The organism is Gammaproteobacteria bacterium (assembly GCA_034522055.1).
In the GTDB taxonomy this organism is placed as follows: Bacteria; Pseudomonadota; Gammaproteobacteria; order JAABTG01; family JAABTG01; genus JAABTG01.
In genome coordinates, this window is the sequence record JAXHLS010000002.1 from 2097243 (window position 1) to 2113516 (window position 16274).

General features: G+C 66.8%; 17 protein-coding genes. 16 read left to right on the forward strand and 1 reads right to left on the reverse strand.

What is annotated here, in order from left to right:
• Both U5S82_10190 and U5S82_10195 read left to right on the forward strand, forming a co-directional pair.
• Entirely contained in the window at positions 1-1083 is a 1083-nt protein-coding gene (locus tag U5S82_10190; protein MDZ7752016.1) for a MaoC family dehydratase, read from the forward strand.
• A gap of 55 nt (positions 1084-1138) precedes the next feature.
• Positions 1139-1603, forward strand: a complete 465-nt coding sequence (locus tag U5S82_10195; protein MDZ7752017.1) for a hypothetical protein — start codon at positions 1139-1141, stop codon at positions 1601-1603.
• A 60-nt stretch (positions 1604-1663) separates the two neighbouring features.
• Here U5S82_10195 and apbC read toward each other — a convergent pair whose 3' ends face one another.
• Positions 1664-2755, reverse strand: a complete 1092-nt coding sequence (gene apbC / locus U5S82_10200) for an iron-sulfur cluster carrier protein ApbC (GenBank protein ID MDZ7752018.1) — start codon at positions 2753-2755, stop codon at positions 1664-1666.
• 335 nt (positions 2756-3090) lie between these two features.
• Between apbC and metG the strand changes: the two genes are divergently transcribed.
• From metG to U5S82_10270, 14 genes are all read left to right on the forward strand, one after another.
• On the forward strand, positions 3091-5118 hold the full coding sequence (gene metG / locus U5S82_10205) for a methionine--tRNA ligase (protein ID MDZ7752019.1): 2028 nt from the start codon (positions 3091-3093) through the stop codon (positions 5116-5118).
• 251 nt (positions 5119-5369) lie between these two features.
• The gene (rsxA, locus tag U5S82_10210) at positions 5370-5951 is read left to right on the forward strand and encodes an electron transport complex subunit RsxA (GenBank protein MDZ7752020.1); all 582 of its coding nucleotides are present in this window, start codon (positions 5370-5372) and stop codon (positions 5949-5951) included.
• A gap of 3 nt (positions 5952-5954) precedes the next feature.
• Positions 5955-6509, forward strand: coding sequence for an electron transport complex subunit RsxB (gene rsxB, locus U5S82_10215; GenBank protein MDZ7752021.1), 555 nt, complete (start codon positions 5955-5957; stop codon positions 6507-6509).
• Complete coding sequence (gene rsxC, locus U5S82_10220; GenBank protein MDZ7752022.1) at positions 6506-8062, forward strand: electron transport complex subunit RsxC; 1557 nt, start codon at positions 6506-6508, stop codon at positions 8060-8062. The genes rsxB and rsxC overlap by 4 nt, the downstream gene beginning before the upstream one ends.
• A gap of 7 nt (positions 8063-8069) precedes the next feature.
• Positions 8070-9149, forward strand: a complete 1080-nt coding sequence (gene rsxD, locus U5S82_10225) for an electron transport complex subunit RsxD (GenBank protein ID MDZ7752023.1) — start codon at positions 8070-8072, stop codon at positions 9147-9149.
• The gene (gene rsxG, locus U5S82_10230; protein MDZ7752024.1) at positions 9100-9801 is read left to right on the forward strand and encodes an electron transport complex subunit RsxG; all 702 of its coding nucleotides are present in this window, start codon (positions 9100-9102) and stop codon (positions 9799-9801) included. Before rsxD ends, rsxG begins: the two co-directional genes overlap by 50 nt.
• Entirely contained in the window at positions 9798-10502 is a 705-nt protein-coding gene (locus U5S82_10235; GenBank protein ID MDZ7752025.1) for an electron transport complex subunit E, read from the forward strand. The genes rsxG and U5S82_10235 overlap by 4 nt, the downstream gene beginning before the upstream one ends.
• Positions 10503-10530: 28 nt before the next feature.
• Complete coding sequence (nth, locus tag U5S82_10240) at positions 10531-11166, forward strand: endonuclease III (protein MDZ7752026.1); 636 nt, start codon at positions 10531-10533, stop codon at positions 11164-11166.
• Positions 11163-11600: a DUF1841 family protein gene (locus U5S82_10245; GenBank protein MDZ7752027.1), complete on the forward strand. Its 438-nt coding sequence runs from the start codon at positions 11163-11165 to the stop codon at positions 11598-11600. The genes nth and U5S82_10245 overlap by 4 nt, the downstream gene beginning before the upstream one ends.
• Positions 11597-13312 (forward strand): SpoIIE family protein phosphatase, encoded by a 1716-nt coding sequence (locus tag U5S82_10250; protein MDZ7752028.1) that lies wholly within the window; start codon positions 11597-11599, stop codon positions 13310-13312. Before U5S82_10245 ends, U5S82_10250 begins: the two co-directional genes overlap by 4 nt.
• Positions 13302-13634, forward strand: a complete 333-nt coding sequence (locus tag U5S82_10255; GenBank protein ID MDZ7752029.1) for an STAS domain-containing protein — start codon at positions 13302-13304, stop codon at positions 13632-13634. The genes U5S82_10250 and U5S82_10255 overlap by 11 nt, the downstream gene beginning before the upstream one ends.
• Positions 13624-14442, forward strand: coding sequence for an ABC transporter permease (locus tag U5S82_10260; GenBank protein MDZ7752030.1), 819 nt, complete (start codon positions 13624-13626; stop codon positions 14440-14442). Before U5S82_10255 ends, U5S82_10260 begins: the two co-directional genes overlap by 11 nt.
• 52 nt (positions 14443-14494) lie before the next feature.
• Positions 14495-15277: an ABC transporter ATP-binding protein gene (locus U5S82_10265; GenBank protein ID MDZ7752031.1), complete on the forward strand. Its 783-nt coding sequence runs from the start codon at positions 14495-14497 to the stop codon at positions 15275-15277.
• A 4-nt stretch (positions 15278-15281) separates the two neighbouring features.
• A complete protein-coding gene (locus tag U5S82_10270; protein MDZ7752032.1) occupies positions 15282-16274 on the forward strand; it encodes an MlaD family protein in 993 nt (330 codons plus the stop codon).

Here is a 16274-nt window from a genome sequence, read left to right on the forward strand (position 1 = left end):
ATGCCCGACACCCCGTCCAAGACCGACAGCGGCCGCCATTTCGAGGACTTCCGCCTCGGGGAGACTCTGGTCCACGGCACGCCGCGCACCCTCACCGAGGGCGACATGGCCCTCTACATCGCCCTCACGGGCAGTCGCTTTCCGTTGCAGAGCGCCGCCACCGTGGCCCACGCCATGGGCCTGGGGGGGCGTCCGGTGGACGAGTTGCTGGCCTTCCACGTGGGCTTCGGCAAGACCGTCAACGACATCTCCCTGAACGCCGTGGCCAACCTCGGCTATGCCAACGTGCTGTTCCCGGCGGTGGTCTACGCCGGCGACACCCTGCGCTCCGAGAGCACCGTCATCGGCCTGCGCCAGAACAGCAACGGCCGCAGCGGCATCGTTTACGTACGTTCCGTCACCTTCAACCAGCACGGCCGGCCGGTGATGAGCTGGGTGCGCTGGGTGATGGTGAACAAGCGCGATGCCGCCGCCCCGGCGCCGGACACCGTGGTCCCGGAACTGCCCGACCACGTGCCGGTGGCCCAGCTCACGGTGCCTGCCCACCTCAGTGCCCGCGGCTACGATACCGGGCTGACGGGCTCGCCCCACCTGTGGGAGGATTATGGGGCGGGAGAGCGCATCCACCACGTCAACGGCATGACCGTGGACGAGTCCGACCATACCCTGGCCACCCGCCTCTACCAGAACAACGCCCGGTTGCACTTCGAGGCCCACATGATGAAGGGCTCGCGCTTCGGGCGCCGCCTCATGTACGGCGGCCACGTCATCTCCGTGTGCCGGGCGCTGACCTTCAACGGCCTGGCCAATGCCGTGCGCATCGCCGCCATCAACGGCGGCACCCACTGCCACCCCGCCTTCGCCGGCGACACCTTCTATGCCTACACTGACGTGCTGGCCTCCTGGCCCCTGCCGGGGCGTACCGACCTGGGGGCCCTGCGCCTGCGTACCGTGGGCGTCCGGGACATCGACACCCGGGAGCTGGAAGACCTAATGGAGGAGCGGGACGGCCGGCGGGTGTATCGTGACGGGGTGGTGCTGGATCTGGACTATACGGTTCTGGTACCGCGGCGGGGCGTTTAATTAACTGGTGAATAGTGAATAGTGAATAGTGAATGGTTAATGGGGGTGGGGTGGAGTGCTGGGGCGGGTCTTGGTGTTGGCGGGGGTCCTGGTGGTGGCGGGCTGTGGCGACGAGCGGGACACGGTGGCGCGGGTGGTGCACCGGGTGGCGGACGCGGCGGAGCTCAAGAACATCGACGGCGTGATGGCCTTCGTGGCGCCGGATTACCGGGACCCCATGGGGCGGGATCGGGCGCGCATCCGCGAGCTGATGGCGGCCGAGCTGCGCCGCGAGGAGCGCATCTCCATCGTCTTTCGCCGTCTCGAGGTGGGGGAGATCCGTGACGACCGCGTCACCGCCACCCTCAAGGGCGTGCTGGCGGAGGGGGACGTGAAGGGCGCCAGTATCTCCGAGGTGCTGCCCCGCAGCATGGGGGCGTGGCGCTTCACCCTGGAACTGCGCCGGGACGATGGTCGCTGGCTTATCACCCGGGGGGAGGAGCAATCCATCCCCCCGGCCACCTTCCTGCTGGGGGGCTAGGAAGCGGCCGAGGGGCGGGGATGTTGACGGCGGCCGCGGCTGCCGTGGCAGGGGTTGCCTTCAGTTGTTCTCGATGACGATGCTGGGGAAGGCCTGGGTGTAGTCCTTGCCCTTGAGGGACAGCTTGGCCGCGGCACGCTTGGCGATGTCGCGGTAGATCTCGGCGATGCGGCCGTCCGGGTCATTCACCACCGTGGGCTTGCCGCCGTCCGTGTCCTCGCGGATGTGGCCGTCCAGGGGCACGGCCCCCAGGAAGTCTACCTCGTACTGCTCGGCCATGCGTTCGCCGCCGCCCTGGCCGAAGATGTGCTCCTCGTGGCCGCAGTTCGAGCAGATGTGGATGCTCATGTTCTCCACGATGCCGAGCACCGGCACGTTGACCTTCTCGAACATCTTGAGGCCCTTGCGGGCGTCCAGCAGGGCGATGTCCTGGGGGGTGGTGACGATGACCGCGCCCGATACGGGGATCTTCTGGGCCAGGGTGAGCTGGGTGTCGCCGGTGCCCGGGGGCAGGTCGACGATGAGATAATCCAGGTCGTTCCAGTTGGTGTCCTTGAGGAGTTGCTCCAGGGCCTGGGTGACCATGGGGCCGCGCCAGATCATGGGGGTCTCCTCCTCGATGAGGAAACCGATGGACATGGCCTGAATGTCGTAGTTCATCATCGGTTCCAGGGACTTGCCGTCCTTGCTCTCGGGCTGGCCGCTGACCCCCAGCATGCGGGGCTGGCTGGGGCCGTAGATGTCGGCGTCCAGGATCCCCACGCGGGCGCCCTCGGCGGCCAGGGACAGGGCCAGGTTGACCGCCACCGTGGACTTGCCCACGCCGCCCTTGCCCGAGGCCACGGCGATGATGTTGCGCACGTTGGGCATGGGCTGGACACCCTTCTGCACCGAGTGGGCCACCACCTTGCTGGTGACGTTCACCTCGCACTCGGACACCCCGTCGACGGCGGCCACGCGTTCCCTGAGTTCGCCGGCGAGCTTGTCCCTGGAAGATTTTGCGGGGTAACCCAGGGAGATGTTGACGGTGACCTTGCCGCCGTCGATTTCGATGCCTTTGACGCAATTGGCGCCGACCACGTCCTTGCCGAGGTAGGGGTCGATGACCTGCTTGAGGCTGGCCTCGACCTGCTCTTTTGTCACATCTGCCATGGGGTTGACTCCTGGAAACTCTAAGCGGGTTGTGAAGGCCGCGAATTCTACAGCATATGGGTCGAAAGTTTTCCCGGCGCGGAATTGGGGTTTAACGTGAAAGTCGCGAAGCGCGAGCTCCCCCTCTCCCTCTGGGAGAGGGATGGGGTGAGGGAACGGAACATGGCGATACGCGCTCCTCTTTCATCATCTTGGGCGGCGCGTATCGCCATGAGAGTTAACTGCTCGTATTCGGAGCCGCAGAGGGACGCCGACAAGCCCCCGTGCCGCGCCTGTCAAGTGGCGGCTGCCCCTGCGAGATGATAGCTTTGACCTTTTTATCCCCTTCCGGAATCATGACTACAGTCGACCGTCAGATCCTCGTCACCAGCGCCCTGCCCTACGCCAACGGGCCCATCCATATCGGCCACCTGGTGGAGTACATCCAGACCGATATCTGGGCCCGCTTCCAGCGCCTGCGGGGCCACCGCTGCATCTACGTCTGCGCGGACGATGCCCACGGCACGCCCATCATGCTGCGGGCCGAACGGGAGGGGATCACCCCCGAGGCGCTGATCGAGCGCATGGCCGAGGAGCACGCGCGGGATTTCGCCGGCTTCGGTATCCACTTCGATAATTACTACAGCACCCACTCCCCGGAGAACGAGACCCTGGCGGGGATCATCTATGAGCGCCTCGAGGCGGGGGGGCACATCGCCACTCGCACCATACGCCAGGCCTTCGACGAGAAGAAGGGTATGTTCCTGCCGGACCGCTTCGTGCGCGGGGGTTGCCCCCGTTGCGGTGCACCGGACCAGTACGGCGACAGCTGCGAGGTCTGTGGAGCCACCTACAGCCCCACTGAGCTGGTGAATCCCGTCTCTGCCCTCTCCGGCGACCCGCCGGTGGAGCGGGAGACCGAGCACTTTTTCGTCAAGCTCGGCGATTTCGAACCCATGCTGCGGGAATGGACCCGCGCCGGCCATCTCCAGGACGAGATCGCCCACAAGCTGGACGAATGGTTCACCGCCGGCCTCCAGGACTGGGATATCTCCCGGGACGCCCCCTATTTCGGCTTTCCCATCCCCGGGCAGAAGGACAAATACTTCTATGTGTGGCTGGACGCCCCTATCGGCTACATGGCGAGTTTCATGAACCTGTGTGCGCGGCGGGACGACCTGGACTTCGAGGCCTACTGGGGCCCCGACAGCGCGGCGGAGCTCTACCACTTCATCGGCAAGGACATCGCCTATTTCCACACCCTGTTCTGGCCGGCTCAGCTCACGGCCGGCGGCTTCCGGCTGCCCACGGCGGTCTTCTGCCATGGTTTTTTGACGGTGGACGGCCACAAGATGTCCAAGTCCCGGGGCACCTTCATCAGCGCCCGCAATTATCTGGATCACCTTGACCCCGAATACCTGCGTTACTACTTCGCCGCCAAGCTGGGGGCGGGCATCGACGACATCGACCTCAGCCTCGCGGACTTCGTGCAGCGGGTGAACGCCGATCTGGTGGGCAAGTTGGTGAACATAGCCTCACGATGTGCGGGTTTCATCCATCGCCTGGGGGGGGGCAAACTGGCCACGGAACTGCCGGAGCCTGAGCTCTACGCCCGTTTCCTGGCCCGCGGCGAGGAGGTGGTGGCCCCGGCCTTCGAGGGCCGGGAGTACGGTCGCGCCATCCGCGAGGTGATGGCCCTGGCCGACGCGGCCAACCAATACATCGACGAAAGGAAGCCGTGGGTGATGGCCAAGGAGGCCGGGCGCGAGGCGGAGGTGCAGGCGGTATGCACCCAGGGGTTGAACCTGTTCCGGGTGCTCATGACCTACCTGAAGCCGGTGTTGCCCGCCACCGCCGCGCGGGCCGAGGCCTTCCTGGATGCCGGTCCCCTGGATTGGCGGGCCATCGGCGACCCCTTGGCGGGCCGGGGCATCAGACCCTTCGAGCCCCTGCTCACACGCATCGACATGGATAAGGTGGAACAGATGGTGGAAGACGCCAAAGAACCGGAAGCCACGCAGGCCCCTCGCGGCCCCCTGGCGAAGGACCCCCTGGGCGCTGAGATCGCCTTCGAGGATTTCGCCAAGGTGGACCTCAGGGTGGCGCGAATCGAGGCGGCGAGCCTGGTGGAGGGCGCCGACAAGCTGCTCCGGCTCACCCTCGACCTCGGCGGCGAGACCCGCAACGTGTTCGCCGGGATCCGCGGCGCCTATGCTCCGGAGGACCTGGAGGGCCGTCTCACGGTGATGGTGGCCAACCTGGCCCCCCGCAAGATGCGCTTCGGCGTGTCCGAGGGCATGGTGCTGGCCGCCGGCCCCGGCGGCGCCGACCTGTGGATCCTGTCCCCGGACGAGGGGGCAGAGCCGGGGATGAGGATCAAGTGATAGCAGGGAATAGGGGGAACGCCTGGTGAATGGGTGTAAAGCCAGTGAACGGTGAATGGCTAGTGAATAGTCAACGGCTAGTGAATAGTGAATAGTGAATGGTGAATTCGCTAAGCTGGTTTGGTTGCCAGTGGCATGGTGAGGAGGTCAATCGGGATGCGATTCAAAGGCAAAACCCCCGCCCCTGAAGGGTGGCAGGAGACTCGCTTCACCATTCACTATTCACTATTCACCATTCACTGACTCCCCCCATGTCCGAAATCCTCCTCATCCTCGTCAGCACCATCCTGGTGAACAACTTCGTGCTGGTGAAGTTCCTGGGGCTGTGTCCCTTCATGGGGGTGTCGCGCAAGCTGGAGACGGCCATGGGCATGGGGTTGGCCACCACCTTCGTCCTCACCCTGTCCTCGGTATGCAGCTATCTGGTCAACACCTACGTGCTGTCGCCCCTGGGTATCGAGTACCTGCGCACCATCGCCTTCATCCTGGTGATCGCGGTGGTGGTGCAGTTCACGGAGATGGTGGTGCACAAGACCAGCCCGCTGCTGTACCGTATGCTGGGGATCTTCCTGCCGCTGATCACCACCAACTGCGCGGTACTCGGGGTGGCCCTGCTCAACGTCCAGCAGCACCATGGTTTCGTGGAATCGGCCATCTATGGCTTCGGTGCCGCCATGGGCTTCTCCATGGTGCTCATATTGTTCGCCGCCATGCGCGAGCGCATCGCCGCCGCGGACGTGCCGGTGCCCTTCCAGGGGGCCTCCATCTCCATGATCACGGCGGGCATGATGTCCCTGGCCTTCATGGGCTTCGCCGGCCTGGTGAAGGGCTGAGGGATGCTCTACGCCGTCCTCGCCATCGGTGGTCTGGCCGCCATCTTCGGCTCCCTGCTGGGTTTCGCCGCCGTGCGCTTCCGGGTCGAGGGAGACCCGGTGGTCGACAAGATAGACGCCCTGTTGCCCCAGACCCAGTGCGGGCAGTGCGGCTTCGCCGGCTGCCGCCCCTATGCCGAGGCCATGGCCGCCGGCGAGGCGGATATCAACCGCTGCCCGCCGGGGGGGGAGGGCACCATCGGGGCCCTGGCGGACCTGCTGGGCAAGGACCCGGTGCCCCTGGACGAGGAGGTGGGGGAGGCGAAGACGGCACGCACCGTGGCGGTCATCGACGAACCCTGGTGCATCGGCTGCACCCTGTGCATCCAAGCCTGCCCAGTGGACGCCATCGTGGGCGCGGCCAAGCAGATGCATACGGTCATCGCCGACGAGTGCACGGGCTGCGAACTGTGCCTGCCGCCCTGCCCGGTGGACTGTATCCACATGAAGCCGGTGGAGACGGAGATCGGCGAATGGGTCTGGCCCTTTCCCGGGGAGCCGCTGGAAAGACACGGATGAGCACCCGAACCGGCGACTTTCCCGGCGGCCTGCACCTCGACGGCCACAAGACGCCGTCCAGCGGGCGGGCGGTGGAGACCATGCCGGTACCACCCCTGCTGGTGTTCCCCCTCCATCAGCACATCGGCGAGCCGGCGCTGCCGGTGGTGGAGGTGGGCGAGTCGGTTCTAGCCGGTCAACTCATCGCCCACGCGGAGGACTACGTCAGCGCCCCGGTCCACGCCTCCACCTCGGGCCGGGTGGTGGCCATCGAGAAGCGTCCGGTGCCCCATCCCTCGGGACTGCCCGCCGAGTGCATCGTGGTGGAGGCGGACGGTGAGGACCGCCAGGCGCCCTGCGAGGCCCCCGGTGATTTTGAGACCATGGATCTCAGTGCCCTGCGCAACCGCATCCGCGAGGCGGGCATCGTCGGCATGGGGGGGGCGGGCTTTCCCACCTTCATCAAGCTCAATCCGGGCCCCGGGGGCGATATCGATACCGTGGTGTTGAATGGCGTGGAGTGCGAGCCCTATATCACCTGCGACGACCGTCTCATGCAGGAGCGGGCGGCCGACATCGTCAGCGGCGCCCTGATCATCCGTCACGCCGTGGGCGCGGGGCGCTGCGTCATCGGCGTGGAGGACAATAAGCCCAAGGCGGCGGCGGCCTTGCGTGCCGCGGCCCGGGACGGGGTGACGGTGCAGACGGTGGTCACCCGCTATCCCGCTGGCGGGGAGAAGCAGCTCATCAAGATCCTCACGGGGCGCGAGGTGCCGAGCGACGGCCTGCCCCTGAACGCCGGCGTGGTGGTGCAGAACGTGGCCACCGCCGCGGCCATATTCCACGCCGTCAGTGAGGGACGGCCCCTGATCTCCAGGGTGGTGACGGTGACCGGTCCCGGCGTGGCCGAGCCCCGCAACCTCGAGGTGCGGCTGGGGACGCCCGTCGCCGATGTGCTGGCCCATTGCGGTGCCGATACGGCGGCGGTGAGGGCCGTAGTGGTGGGTGGGGCCATGATGGGCTTTGCCATCCATGACCTGGCGTCGCCGGTGGTCAAGACCACCAACTGCCTGCTGGTGGACGCGGTGGCCGACGACGCGGACCAGCCCCAGATGCCGTGCATTCGTTGCGGTGCCTGCGTGGAGGTGTGCCCGCAACTGCTGTTGCCCCAGCAACTCTACTGGTATGCCAGCGTCCGGGACTTCGACAAGGTGCAGGACTACAGCCTGTTCGATTGCATCGAATGCGGCTGCTGCAACTTCGTGTGCCCCAGCCATATCCCCCTGGCTTCGTATTTCCGCTTCGCCAAGAACGAGATCTGGGCCCAGGAACGGGAGCGCCAGCGTGCCGACCGGGCCCGCGAGCGCCATGAGTTCAACCAGGCCCGCAAGGAGCAGGAGGAACGGGAACGCCAGGAGCGCCATCGCCGCAAGAAGGCGAGGCTGAAGGACCCGCCGGACGAGGCGGCCCCGGCGGACAGCAAGAAAGCCGCCGTGCAGGAGGCCCTGAAACGTGCCCAGGCCCGCAAGGAGGGCCTGGAGGCCGGGACCGAGGGCACGGAGGACCGGGGATGAGGCCACCATGGCATTGAACCGGCCCATCGCGCCCCTGGTGCACGGCGATCACTCGGTACGGGGCGTCATGGTGAAGGTGCTCTACGCCCTGGTGCCGGCGTTGCTGGTCTACGTCGGTTTCTTCGGCTTCGGCATCCTCATCCACATGGTCTTGGCGGTGGTGGTGGCGGTGGCCGCCGAGGCCGTCATGCTGCGGTTGCGGGGGCGCCCGGTGCGCCCCTTCGTCACCGATGGCAGTGCCCCGGTCACCGCCATGCTGCTGTGCTTCGCCCTGCCGCCCCTGGCGCCCTGGTGGGTCACGGTGGTGGGCGTGCTGTTCGCCATCGTGGTGGCCAAGCACCTCTACGGCGGCCTCGGCAACAACCCATTCAACCCCGCCATGGCGGGCTATGTGCTGCTGCTGGTCTCCTTCCCCCTGCCCATGACCACCTGGCCGGTGGCGTTCACCGTGAGCGGCGAATACCCCGGGCCTCTGGTGAGTGCCGCCATCATCTTCCTGGGGCCCGACGGCGTGGCCTCGTGGGATGCCATCACCGGCGCCACCCCCCTCGACCTCATGAAGACCCAGCTCGGCCTCAACCAGGTGGTGCCGGAGATCGCCGCCCACCCGGTGTTCGGGGATTTCGGCGGGAAGGGCTGGGAGTGGCTGGCCAACGCCTTCTTCCTGGGCGGCCTGTGGCTGCTGTACAAGAAGGTCATCACCTGGCATATCCCCGTGGCCATGCTGGGGAGCCTGTTCATCATGTCCCTGGGTTTCGCCGCCCTCGACCCCGGCAGCCACCCCAGCCCCCTGTTCCATCTCTTCAGCGGCGGCGCCATGATCGGTGCCTTCTTCATTGCCACGGACCCGGTGAGTGCCGCGACGTCGCCGCGCGGCCGGCTCATCTACGGGGCCGGTATCGGTATCCTGACCTTCGTCATCCGTACCTGGGGCGGTTATCCCGATGGCGTCGCCTTCGCCGTGCTGCTGATGAACATGATGGTGCCCACCATCGATTACTACACCAAGCCGCGGGTCTTCGGCCATGGCCCCCAACATGGCCCCGAACATGGCCGTGATCATGGCCGTGATCATGGCCGGGGCTGACGGGGTACTGCTGCGCGCCATCGCCCGGGGCGCTCTCATCCTCGGGGTCTTCGCCGTGGTGGGCACGGTGCTGGTGGCCGGCAGTTACCAGCTGACCCGGGAGCGCATCCAGGCCAACGAACGGGAGGCCCTGCTGAAGCGTCTCCATCAGGTGATCCCCGAGGTGAGTTACGATAATGATCTGTTCGGCGATGTCATCGAGGTGCATGCCCCGGAACTGCTGGGCACGGTGCGGCCGGTGACCATCTACCGCGCTCGCAAGGACGGGCGCGTCACCGCCGCCGTGTTGACGCCGGTGGCGCCCGACGGCTACAACGGGCGCATCGAGCTGTTGGTGGGGGTGCGCCCCGACGGGCGCGTGTCGGGGGTGCGGGTGTTGTCCCATGCCGAGACCCCCGGTCTCGGGGACGGCATCGAGGTGGAGCGCTCCGACTGGATGCGCGGTTTCCGGGGGCGCTCCCTGGGGGACCCACCCGCCACCCGCTGGCAGGTGAAGCGGGACGGCGGGGTGTTCGATCAGTTCACCGGCGCCACCATCACGCCACGGGCGGTGGTGGGGGCGGTGCGGCGGACCCTGGAATACGTGGCGAAAAACGAGCAGTGGCTGTTTGCCTCTGCCGAGGAGCCGCCGACAGAGGCGAAGAAGCAATGACAGATATGGAATACGGCGACCTCTGGCGCGAGGGCCTGTGGCGCAACAACCCGGCCCTGGTGCAACTGCTGGGCCTGTGCCCCCTGCTGGCGGTGACGGGCACGGCCATCAACGGCCTCGGCCTCGGTATGGCCACCACCCTGGTGTTGCTGGTCTCCAACGTCACCGTGTCCCTGGTGCGCCATCTGGTGCGACCGGAGATCCGCATCCCGGTGTTCGTGCTGGTGATCGCCTCGGCGGTGACGGCGGTGGAACTGGGCATGAAGGCCTGGTTCCATGATCTGCACGCCATCCTCGGCATATTCATCCCCCTCATCGTCACCAACTGCGCCATCATCGGCCGCGCCGAGTCCTTCGCCTCGCGCCATGGGCCCGTGCCCGCCCTGGTGGACGGGCTGGCCATGGGAATGGGCTTCACGGCGGTGCTGGTGACCCTGGGGATGATGCGCGAGGCCCTGGGCCATGGCACCCTGTTCCAGCAGGCCCACCTGATGTTCGGCAGCGGCGCCGAGTGGCTCACGGTGACCCTGGTGGAGGACTACAACGGCGTGCTGGTGGCCATCCTGCCCCCCGGCGCCTTCCTCGGCATGGGGCTCATCATCGCCGTGAAGAACGTGGTGGATGCGCGCACCCGGGGCCGCCGCAAGGCCGCCCGGGTGGTGCCCGCCGCCGCCCTCGATGGCCAGGGGGCCGCCCCTTGAGAAGGGGCGTCGCCGCCCGCGTGGGACGATGAACAAGGCCCGGCGCACCGCCTTCTTCGAGCGCCTGCGGGAGGCCAATCCACGGCCCACCACGGAGTTGGAATACCGTTCTCCCTTCGAGCTGCTGGTGGCGGTGGTGCTGTCCGCCCAGGCCACGGACAAGGGGGTCAACAAGGCCACGGCGCGGTTGTTCCCGGTGGCCGCCACGCCGCGGGAGATGCTGGCCCTCGGCGAGGAGGGCCTGAAGTCCTACATCAAGACCATCGGCCTGTTCAACGCCAAGGCCCGGAACATCATCGCCGCCTGCCGCAGGCTGGAGGAGGAGCACGGCGGTGAGGTGCCGCGCGACCGCGCCGCACTGCAGGCCCTGCCGGGAGTGGGGCGCAAGACGGCCAACGTGATCCTCAACACCGCCTTCGGCGAGCCCACCATCGCCGTGGACACTCACATCTTCCGGGTCGCCAACCGCACCGGTCTGGCCCCGGGCAAGACCCCCCTGGCGGTGGAGCAGGCCCTGGAGAAGGCGGTGCCCGGCCCGTTCAAACAGGATGCCCACCACTGGCTGATTCTCCATGGCCGCTATACCTGTACCGCGCGCCGGCCGAAGTGCGGGGCATGTGTGGTCCATGATCTGTGCGAGTATCGCGGTAAGGAGGCGGCATGACGGATGACCCGGATCTCCAGGGCCAGCGCCGGGACCTGCGGGAGGTCTATATACGCGCCTGGCGCAAGCATCTGGAGCGGCGCCCCCTCGAGCCCCTGGAGGCCCTGCTGGTGGATGTCATCGGACGCCATCCGGAATACCACGGCCTGCTGAGCGCGGAGGGTGTGGCCGACCGGGACTTCCACGAAGAGACGGGTGGCACCAACCCCTTCGTCCACCTGGGCCTCCATGTGGCCCTGCGGGAGCAGGTGGCGGCCGACCGGCCGCCGGGGATCCGTGTCCTCTACGAGGGCCTGGCGGCCCGCTTCAGTGATCCCCATGCCCTCGAGCACGCCGTCATGGAGTGCCTGGTCACCGTGCTGTGGGAGGCCCAGTCCCGGGGCGGGGCGCCCGACGAGGCGCAGTTGCTGGAGTGCATGAGAGGGTTGGCGTGAAGGCCGCCGGCGACGAGGGGCGGGAGGCCAGCCTCAAGGCCCTGGCCGAGGAACTCAAGGACCCCCTGGGCCTGCTGGCCGACGTCAGCCAGGCCTTCGCCACCTCCCTCGATCTCGACGAGACCCTGGAAAATACCGTCGCTCAGATCTCCCATTACATGCACGCCGAGGCGGCTTCCCTGTTCCTGCTGGAGAACGATGACACGGAACTGGTGTGCAAGGCCTCGGCGGGGCCGGTGGACGTGGTGGGGCTGCGCCTCGGGGCCGACCAGGGCATCGTCGGCAAGTCCGTCACCAGCGGCCAGGTGCAGTTCATCCGCGACGTGCGATCCGACCCCGCGTTCGCCGGCTTCGTCGATGCCCGGACGGGCTTCGAGACGCGCTCGGTGCTGTGCGCCCCCCTGATCCTGCGGGGCCATTGCCTGGGGGCCATGGAGGTGCTCAACAAGGGCGAGGGGGATGGCCTGTTCGACGCCAGTGACCGGCATCTGTTGCAGGTGCTGGCCTCCTCCGCGGCCCTGGTGATCCGCAATGCCCGCATGGCGGTGGAACTGGTGGAGCAGGAGCGCATTCGCAAGGAGCTGGAACTGGCCCGCGAGATCCAGGCCACCCTGCTGCCGGGACAGGGTAATCCCGCGGATCCCATCACCGGCGTCAACATCCCCGCCCGCGAGGTGTCCGGGGATTTCTACGACTACTACCGGCTGGCGGACGGACGCATGGCCTTCAGCCTCGGCGACGTATCCGGCAAGGGCATGAACGCCGCCCTCCTGATGGCCAAGACCTCCAGCCTGCTCCACTGCCTGGGCAAGGGCATCACGCGCCCCTCGGAACTGCTGGCCCAGGTCAACCGCGAGGTGTGCGAGTCCGTCACCCGCGGCATGTTCGTGACCCTGGTGGCGGGTATCTACGATGCCGCCCATGACGAGGTCTGTCTGGCCAATGCCGGCCACCAGCCCCCGATGCTTCTGGATGCCGCGGGCGGCATGACGGAGCTGCCCGCCACCGCCCCGCCCCTGGGGATACTGGCGGACGTGGAGTTCCCGGAACAGCGCGTGCGCCTCGAGGGCCGGCGCCTGTACCTGTTCACCGACGGGGTGACCGAGGCGCCGGGCCCCGGGGGCGGCGATCTGGGAGTGGAGGGATTGCGCCGGGAATTGGCGATCCACGGTGCCTTGCCGGCCCGCGAGCGCCTGGAGCGGGTGGTGGCCGAACTCGCCGGACGCGAGGCGGTGCGCCGCGACGACATCACCCTGCTGGTGATCGAGAGTCCGCGGGAAACGCGCCATCGTTACGCCTTCGAGGCGCGGGCGGAGAACCTCGAGGGCTTGCGGGGATACGTGGATGGCGTCCTGCGCGCCATGACCTGTCCCGACAAGCTGCGGGACCAGCTGGTGCTGGCGGTCAACGAGGCCTGCATGAACATCATCCAGCACGGTTACGGCGGCGATTCCCGGGATGCAATCACCCTGCAGATACTCAATAATGACGGGATAGTGGAATTTCGGGTCGAGGATGCGGCGCCACCCGTCGATCCGGCGAAGATCAAGCCGCGGGCATTGACGGACATCCGGCCGGGGGGACTGGGTACCCATTTCATCCGCCAGATCATGGACGAGGTGGACTATCAGGTGCCGCAACACGGGAGGGGGAATCGATTGGTCATGAGGAAAAGAATCAGCAATCAAGAGGTGGCGCGCGATGCAGTGTGAGGTCCGTAAAGAGGCCACCTTCGACGTGGTCAGCCTGAAGGGCGAGGTGGACCTGTCCACGTCGCCGGCGGTGCGCCAGGCCATCCTCGCCAGCCTGGAGGCGGGCACTCCGGTGGCCATAGAACTCCAGGATGTGACCTACATCGACAGCTCCGGGGTGGCCAGCCTGGTGGAGGGGTACCAGACCGCCAAGTCCCGCGGCTTGCTTTTCACCCTGGTGGGGGCCAGCGAGTCGGTGATGGGGGTGCTCGAACTGGCGCGCCTGGACAAGGTCTTTCCCATCGCCGAGACCCTGGGCGAGCTGACGGCGGATGGCGGTTGAGGGGACTCCCCACAGCGGCATAGGCGGCGCGGTGGAGCGCCTCGGACGGGGCACGGTCCGGAGTGTGGAGGAGTGGGGCTACGCCTTCGCTATGCTCGTGGAGACCTTCTACTGGATCCTCGCCGGACACTTCCAGCGGCAGCCGGTACGCCTGGCGCCGGTGGCGGCGCGCATGATGACTATCGGCGTGCAGGCGGCGCCCATTCTCGCGGTACTCACCTTCTCCATCGGCGTCATGCTCGCCATCCAGGGGATCCACACCCTCAAGTTGTTCGGTGCCGAATCCCAGGTAGTGGTGGGGATCGCCCTGTCCGTGACCCGGGAGTTCGGACCCATGATCACCGGTGTGTTGGTGGCCGGGCGTTCCGGCTCCGCCCTCACCGCGGAGATCGGCACCAAGCAGATCTCCCAGGAGATAGATGCCCTGCGGGTTATGGGTATCAATCCTTTGCGTTACCTGGTGGCCCCCGCCCTGCTGGCCATGTTGGTGATGCTGCCGGCCCTCACTATCCTGGCCGACATCATGGGGTTGCTGGGCGGGGCGGTCTACACCGCCCTGGCCATGGATCTGAGCATCTACGCCTACCTCGACCGTACCGCCGCCGTCCTGCAGTTGGATGACATCCGCCAGGGCCTGGTGAAGAGTGTGGTGTTCGCCCTCATCATTACCCTGGTGGCGGTCACCAACGGCTTCGCCGTCGAGGGGGGCGCGGAAGGCGTGGGGCGGGCTACCACCCGCGCCGTGGTGCTGTCCATCGCCTACATCGTGGTGGCGGACATGCTGTTCACCTTCTTTCTTACTCGTTGACCGCTCCGGCCGTCGATCCGTGCCAGTCTCAACCTCCCCGCACCCAAGGCCCGTGGTCATCGAGGTCACCGATCTGGTGGCCCATTACGGTCCCCTTCGGGTGCTCGATGGCATCGACATGCGGCTCCATCAGGGCGAGATCATGGTGGTCATGGGGGGCAGCGGGTCGGGCAAGAGTACCCTGTTGCGTCACCTGCTGGGCCTCAATCGTCCTACCAGCGGCCGGATAGTACTGCTGGGCACGGACATGGCACGGGCCGGCGCGCGGCAGATGCAGGACCTGCGCAAGAACATGGGGGTGTCCTTCCAGGGGGGGGCGCTGTTCAACTCCATGACCGTGGCCGAGAACGTGATGCTGCCCCTGCGCGAGCACACCCGCCTGGACGAACGCACCATGTCCATCATGGCCCGCATGAAGCTCGAGGTAGTGAACATGGGGGGCTTCGAGCATCTTATGCCGGCGCAGCTCTCGGGCGGCATGGTCAAGCGGGTGGCCCTGGCGCGGGCCATCGTCATGGATCCCAAGCTGCTGTTCTTCGACGAGCCTTCGGCGGGCCTCGACCCGGTGGTCTCCGCCGAGCTGGATGAACTCATCCTGCGCCTGCGCCGGGTCATGAACATGAGCATCGTGGTGGTCACCCATGAACTGGACAGCGCTTTCAAGATCGCCGACCGTATCATGGTGCTCGACGGCGGCCGGGTGCTGCAGACGGGCACGGTGGAAGAGATCAGACGCAGTGACAATCAGCGCATACAGGACCTGCTCGAGCGCCGTCCCCGTATCCTGGAGATGGATGCCGATGAGTATCTGGCGCGGCTGACGGGTACGGAGTGAAGGCGTGAAACGGGACAACGTCAACTACTTGCTGGTGGGTACGTTCGTCCTCGCCATGCTGGGGGCGCTGCTGGTGGGCCTGTATTTCGTCACCGGGCGCAGCGGCCCCAGTGATGCCTACTATGTTACCTATCCCCATGTCACCGGCATCAAGTTCGGTACGCCGGTCTACTTCGAGGGCTATCCAGTGGGACAGGTGGAGGATGTGGAGCCCGTCGCCGGCAGCGGCCCGGGCCTGCGCTATCGGGTGGAGATCAGCGTCAGCCGGGGCTGGCCGATCCCCCGGGACAGCGTGGCCCGGATGATGGCCACCGGCCTGCTGGCGGCGCTGTCCATCAATATCTCCCAGGGTACGAGCACGGACATGCTGAGCCCCGGCGAGGACCTCAAGGGCGAGGCCGGCGGCGATCTGTTCAGCGTGCTTCATACCGTGGCCATCGACCTCAATGAACTGGCCCAGACCAGCCTCAGGCCGCTGCTGGACAATCTCAATCTCCAGCTCGAGCATGTGGCCGCGGAGCTGAGTACCCATGGGCCGCTACTGTTGTCCCGGAGCAGCGAGCTGCTGGAGCGCCTCCATGCGAGCGCCGGACAGCTCGAGGCGATGCTGAGCGACGCCAACCGGCGCCAGGTGGAGGCCATCATCGGCAATGCCAGGCTCACCAGCGACAACGCATTGGAGATGTCCGAAGGGGGCGTGCGCTTCGTTGCCGAGTTGAACCGGCTGGCCGCGGATGTGAATCAAACCCGCAGCCGGGTGGACGCCCTGCTGGCGGAGTTGCAGGGCGTGGTGGACGACAACCGCAGCAATATTAAGATCTCCCTCAGGGACCTGCGCCGTACCCTCGACGTCACGGCACGCAACGTGGACCAGGTTGCTTATCACCTCAAGGGCACCACCCGCAACATGCATGAGTTCAGCCGTCAGATCCGCCAGAATCCCGGCGTGTTGCTCGGCGGCAAGCCGCCCGCGGAGGCCGCCGAGGTGGCCGAGTGA

What these genes read in the sequence shown, in the direction of transcription:
- nth (MDZ7752026.1), top strand. Translation starts at nt 10,531, where the DNA reads ATGAACAAGGCCCGGCGCACCGCCTTCTTCGAGCGCCTGCGGGAGGCC.
- rsxA (MDZ7752020.1), top strand. Translation starts at nt 5,370, where the DNA reads ATGTCCGAAATCCTCCTCATCCTCGTCAGCACCATCCTGGTGAACAAC.
- rsxD (MDZ7752023.1), top strand. Translation starts at nt 8,070, where the DNA reads ATGGCATTGAACCGGCCCATCGCGCCCCTGGTGCACGGCGATCACTCG.
- rsxB (MDZ7752021.1), top strand. Translation starts at nt 5,955, where the DNA reads ATGCTCTACGCCGTCCTCGCCATCGGTGGTCTGGCCGCCATCTTCGGC.
- rsxG (MDZ7752024.1), top strand. Translation starts at nt 9,100, where the DNA reads ATGGCCCCGAACATGGCCGTGATCATGGCCGTGATCATGGCCGGGGCT.
- metG (MDZ7752019.1), top strand. Translation starts at nt 3,091, where the DNA reads ATGACTACAGTCGACCGTCAGATCCTCGTCACCAGCGCCCTGCCCTAC.
- U5S82_10190 (MDZ7752016.1), top strand. Translation starts at nt 1, where the DNA reads ATGCCCGACACCCCGTCCAAGACCGACAGCGGCCGCCATTTCGAGGAC.
- rsxC (MDZ7752022.1), top strand. Translation starts at nt 6,506, where the DNA reads ATGAGCACCCGAACCGGCGACTTTCCCGGCGGCCTGCACCTCGACGGC.
- apbC (MDZ7752018.1), bottom strand. Translation starts at nt 2,755, where the DNA reads ATGGCAGATGTGACAAAAGAGCAGGTCGAGGCCAGCCTCAAGCAGGTC.
- U5S82_10245 (MDZ7752027.1), top strand. Translation starts at nt 11,163, where the DNA reads ATGACGGATGACCCGGATCTCCAGGGCCAGCGCCGGGACCTGCGGGAG.
- U5S82_10235 (MDZ7752025.1), top strand. Translation starts at nt 9,798, where the DNA reads ATGACAGATATGGAATACGGCGACCTCTGGCGCGAGGGCCTGTGGCGC.
- U5S82_10260 (MDZ7752030.1), top strand. Translation starts at nt 13,624, where the DNA reads ATGGCGGTTGAGGGGACTCCCCACAGCGGCATAGGCGGCGCGGTGGAG.
- U5S82_10255 (MDZ7752029.1), top strand. Translation starts at nt 13,302, where the DNA reads ATGCAGTGTGAGGTCCGTAAAGAGGCCACCTTCGACGTGGTCAGCCTG.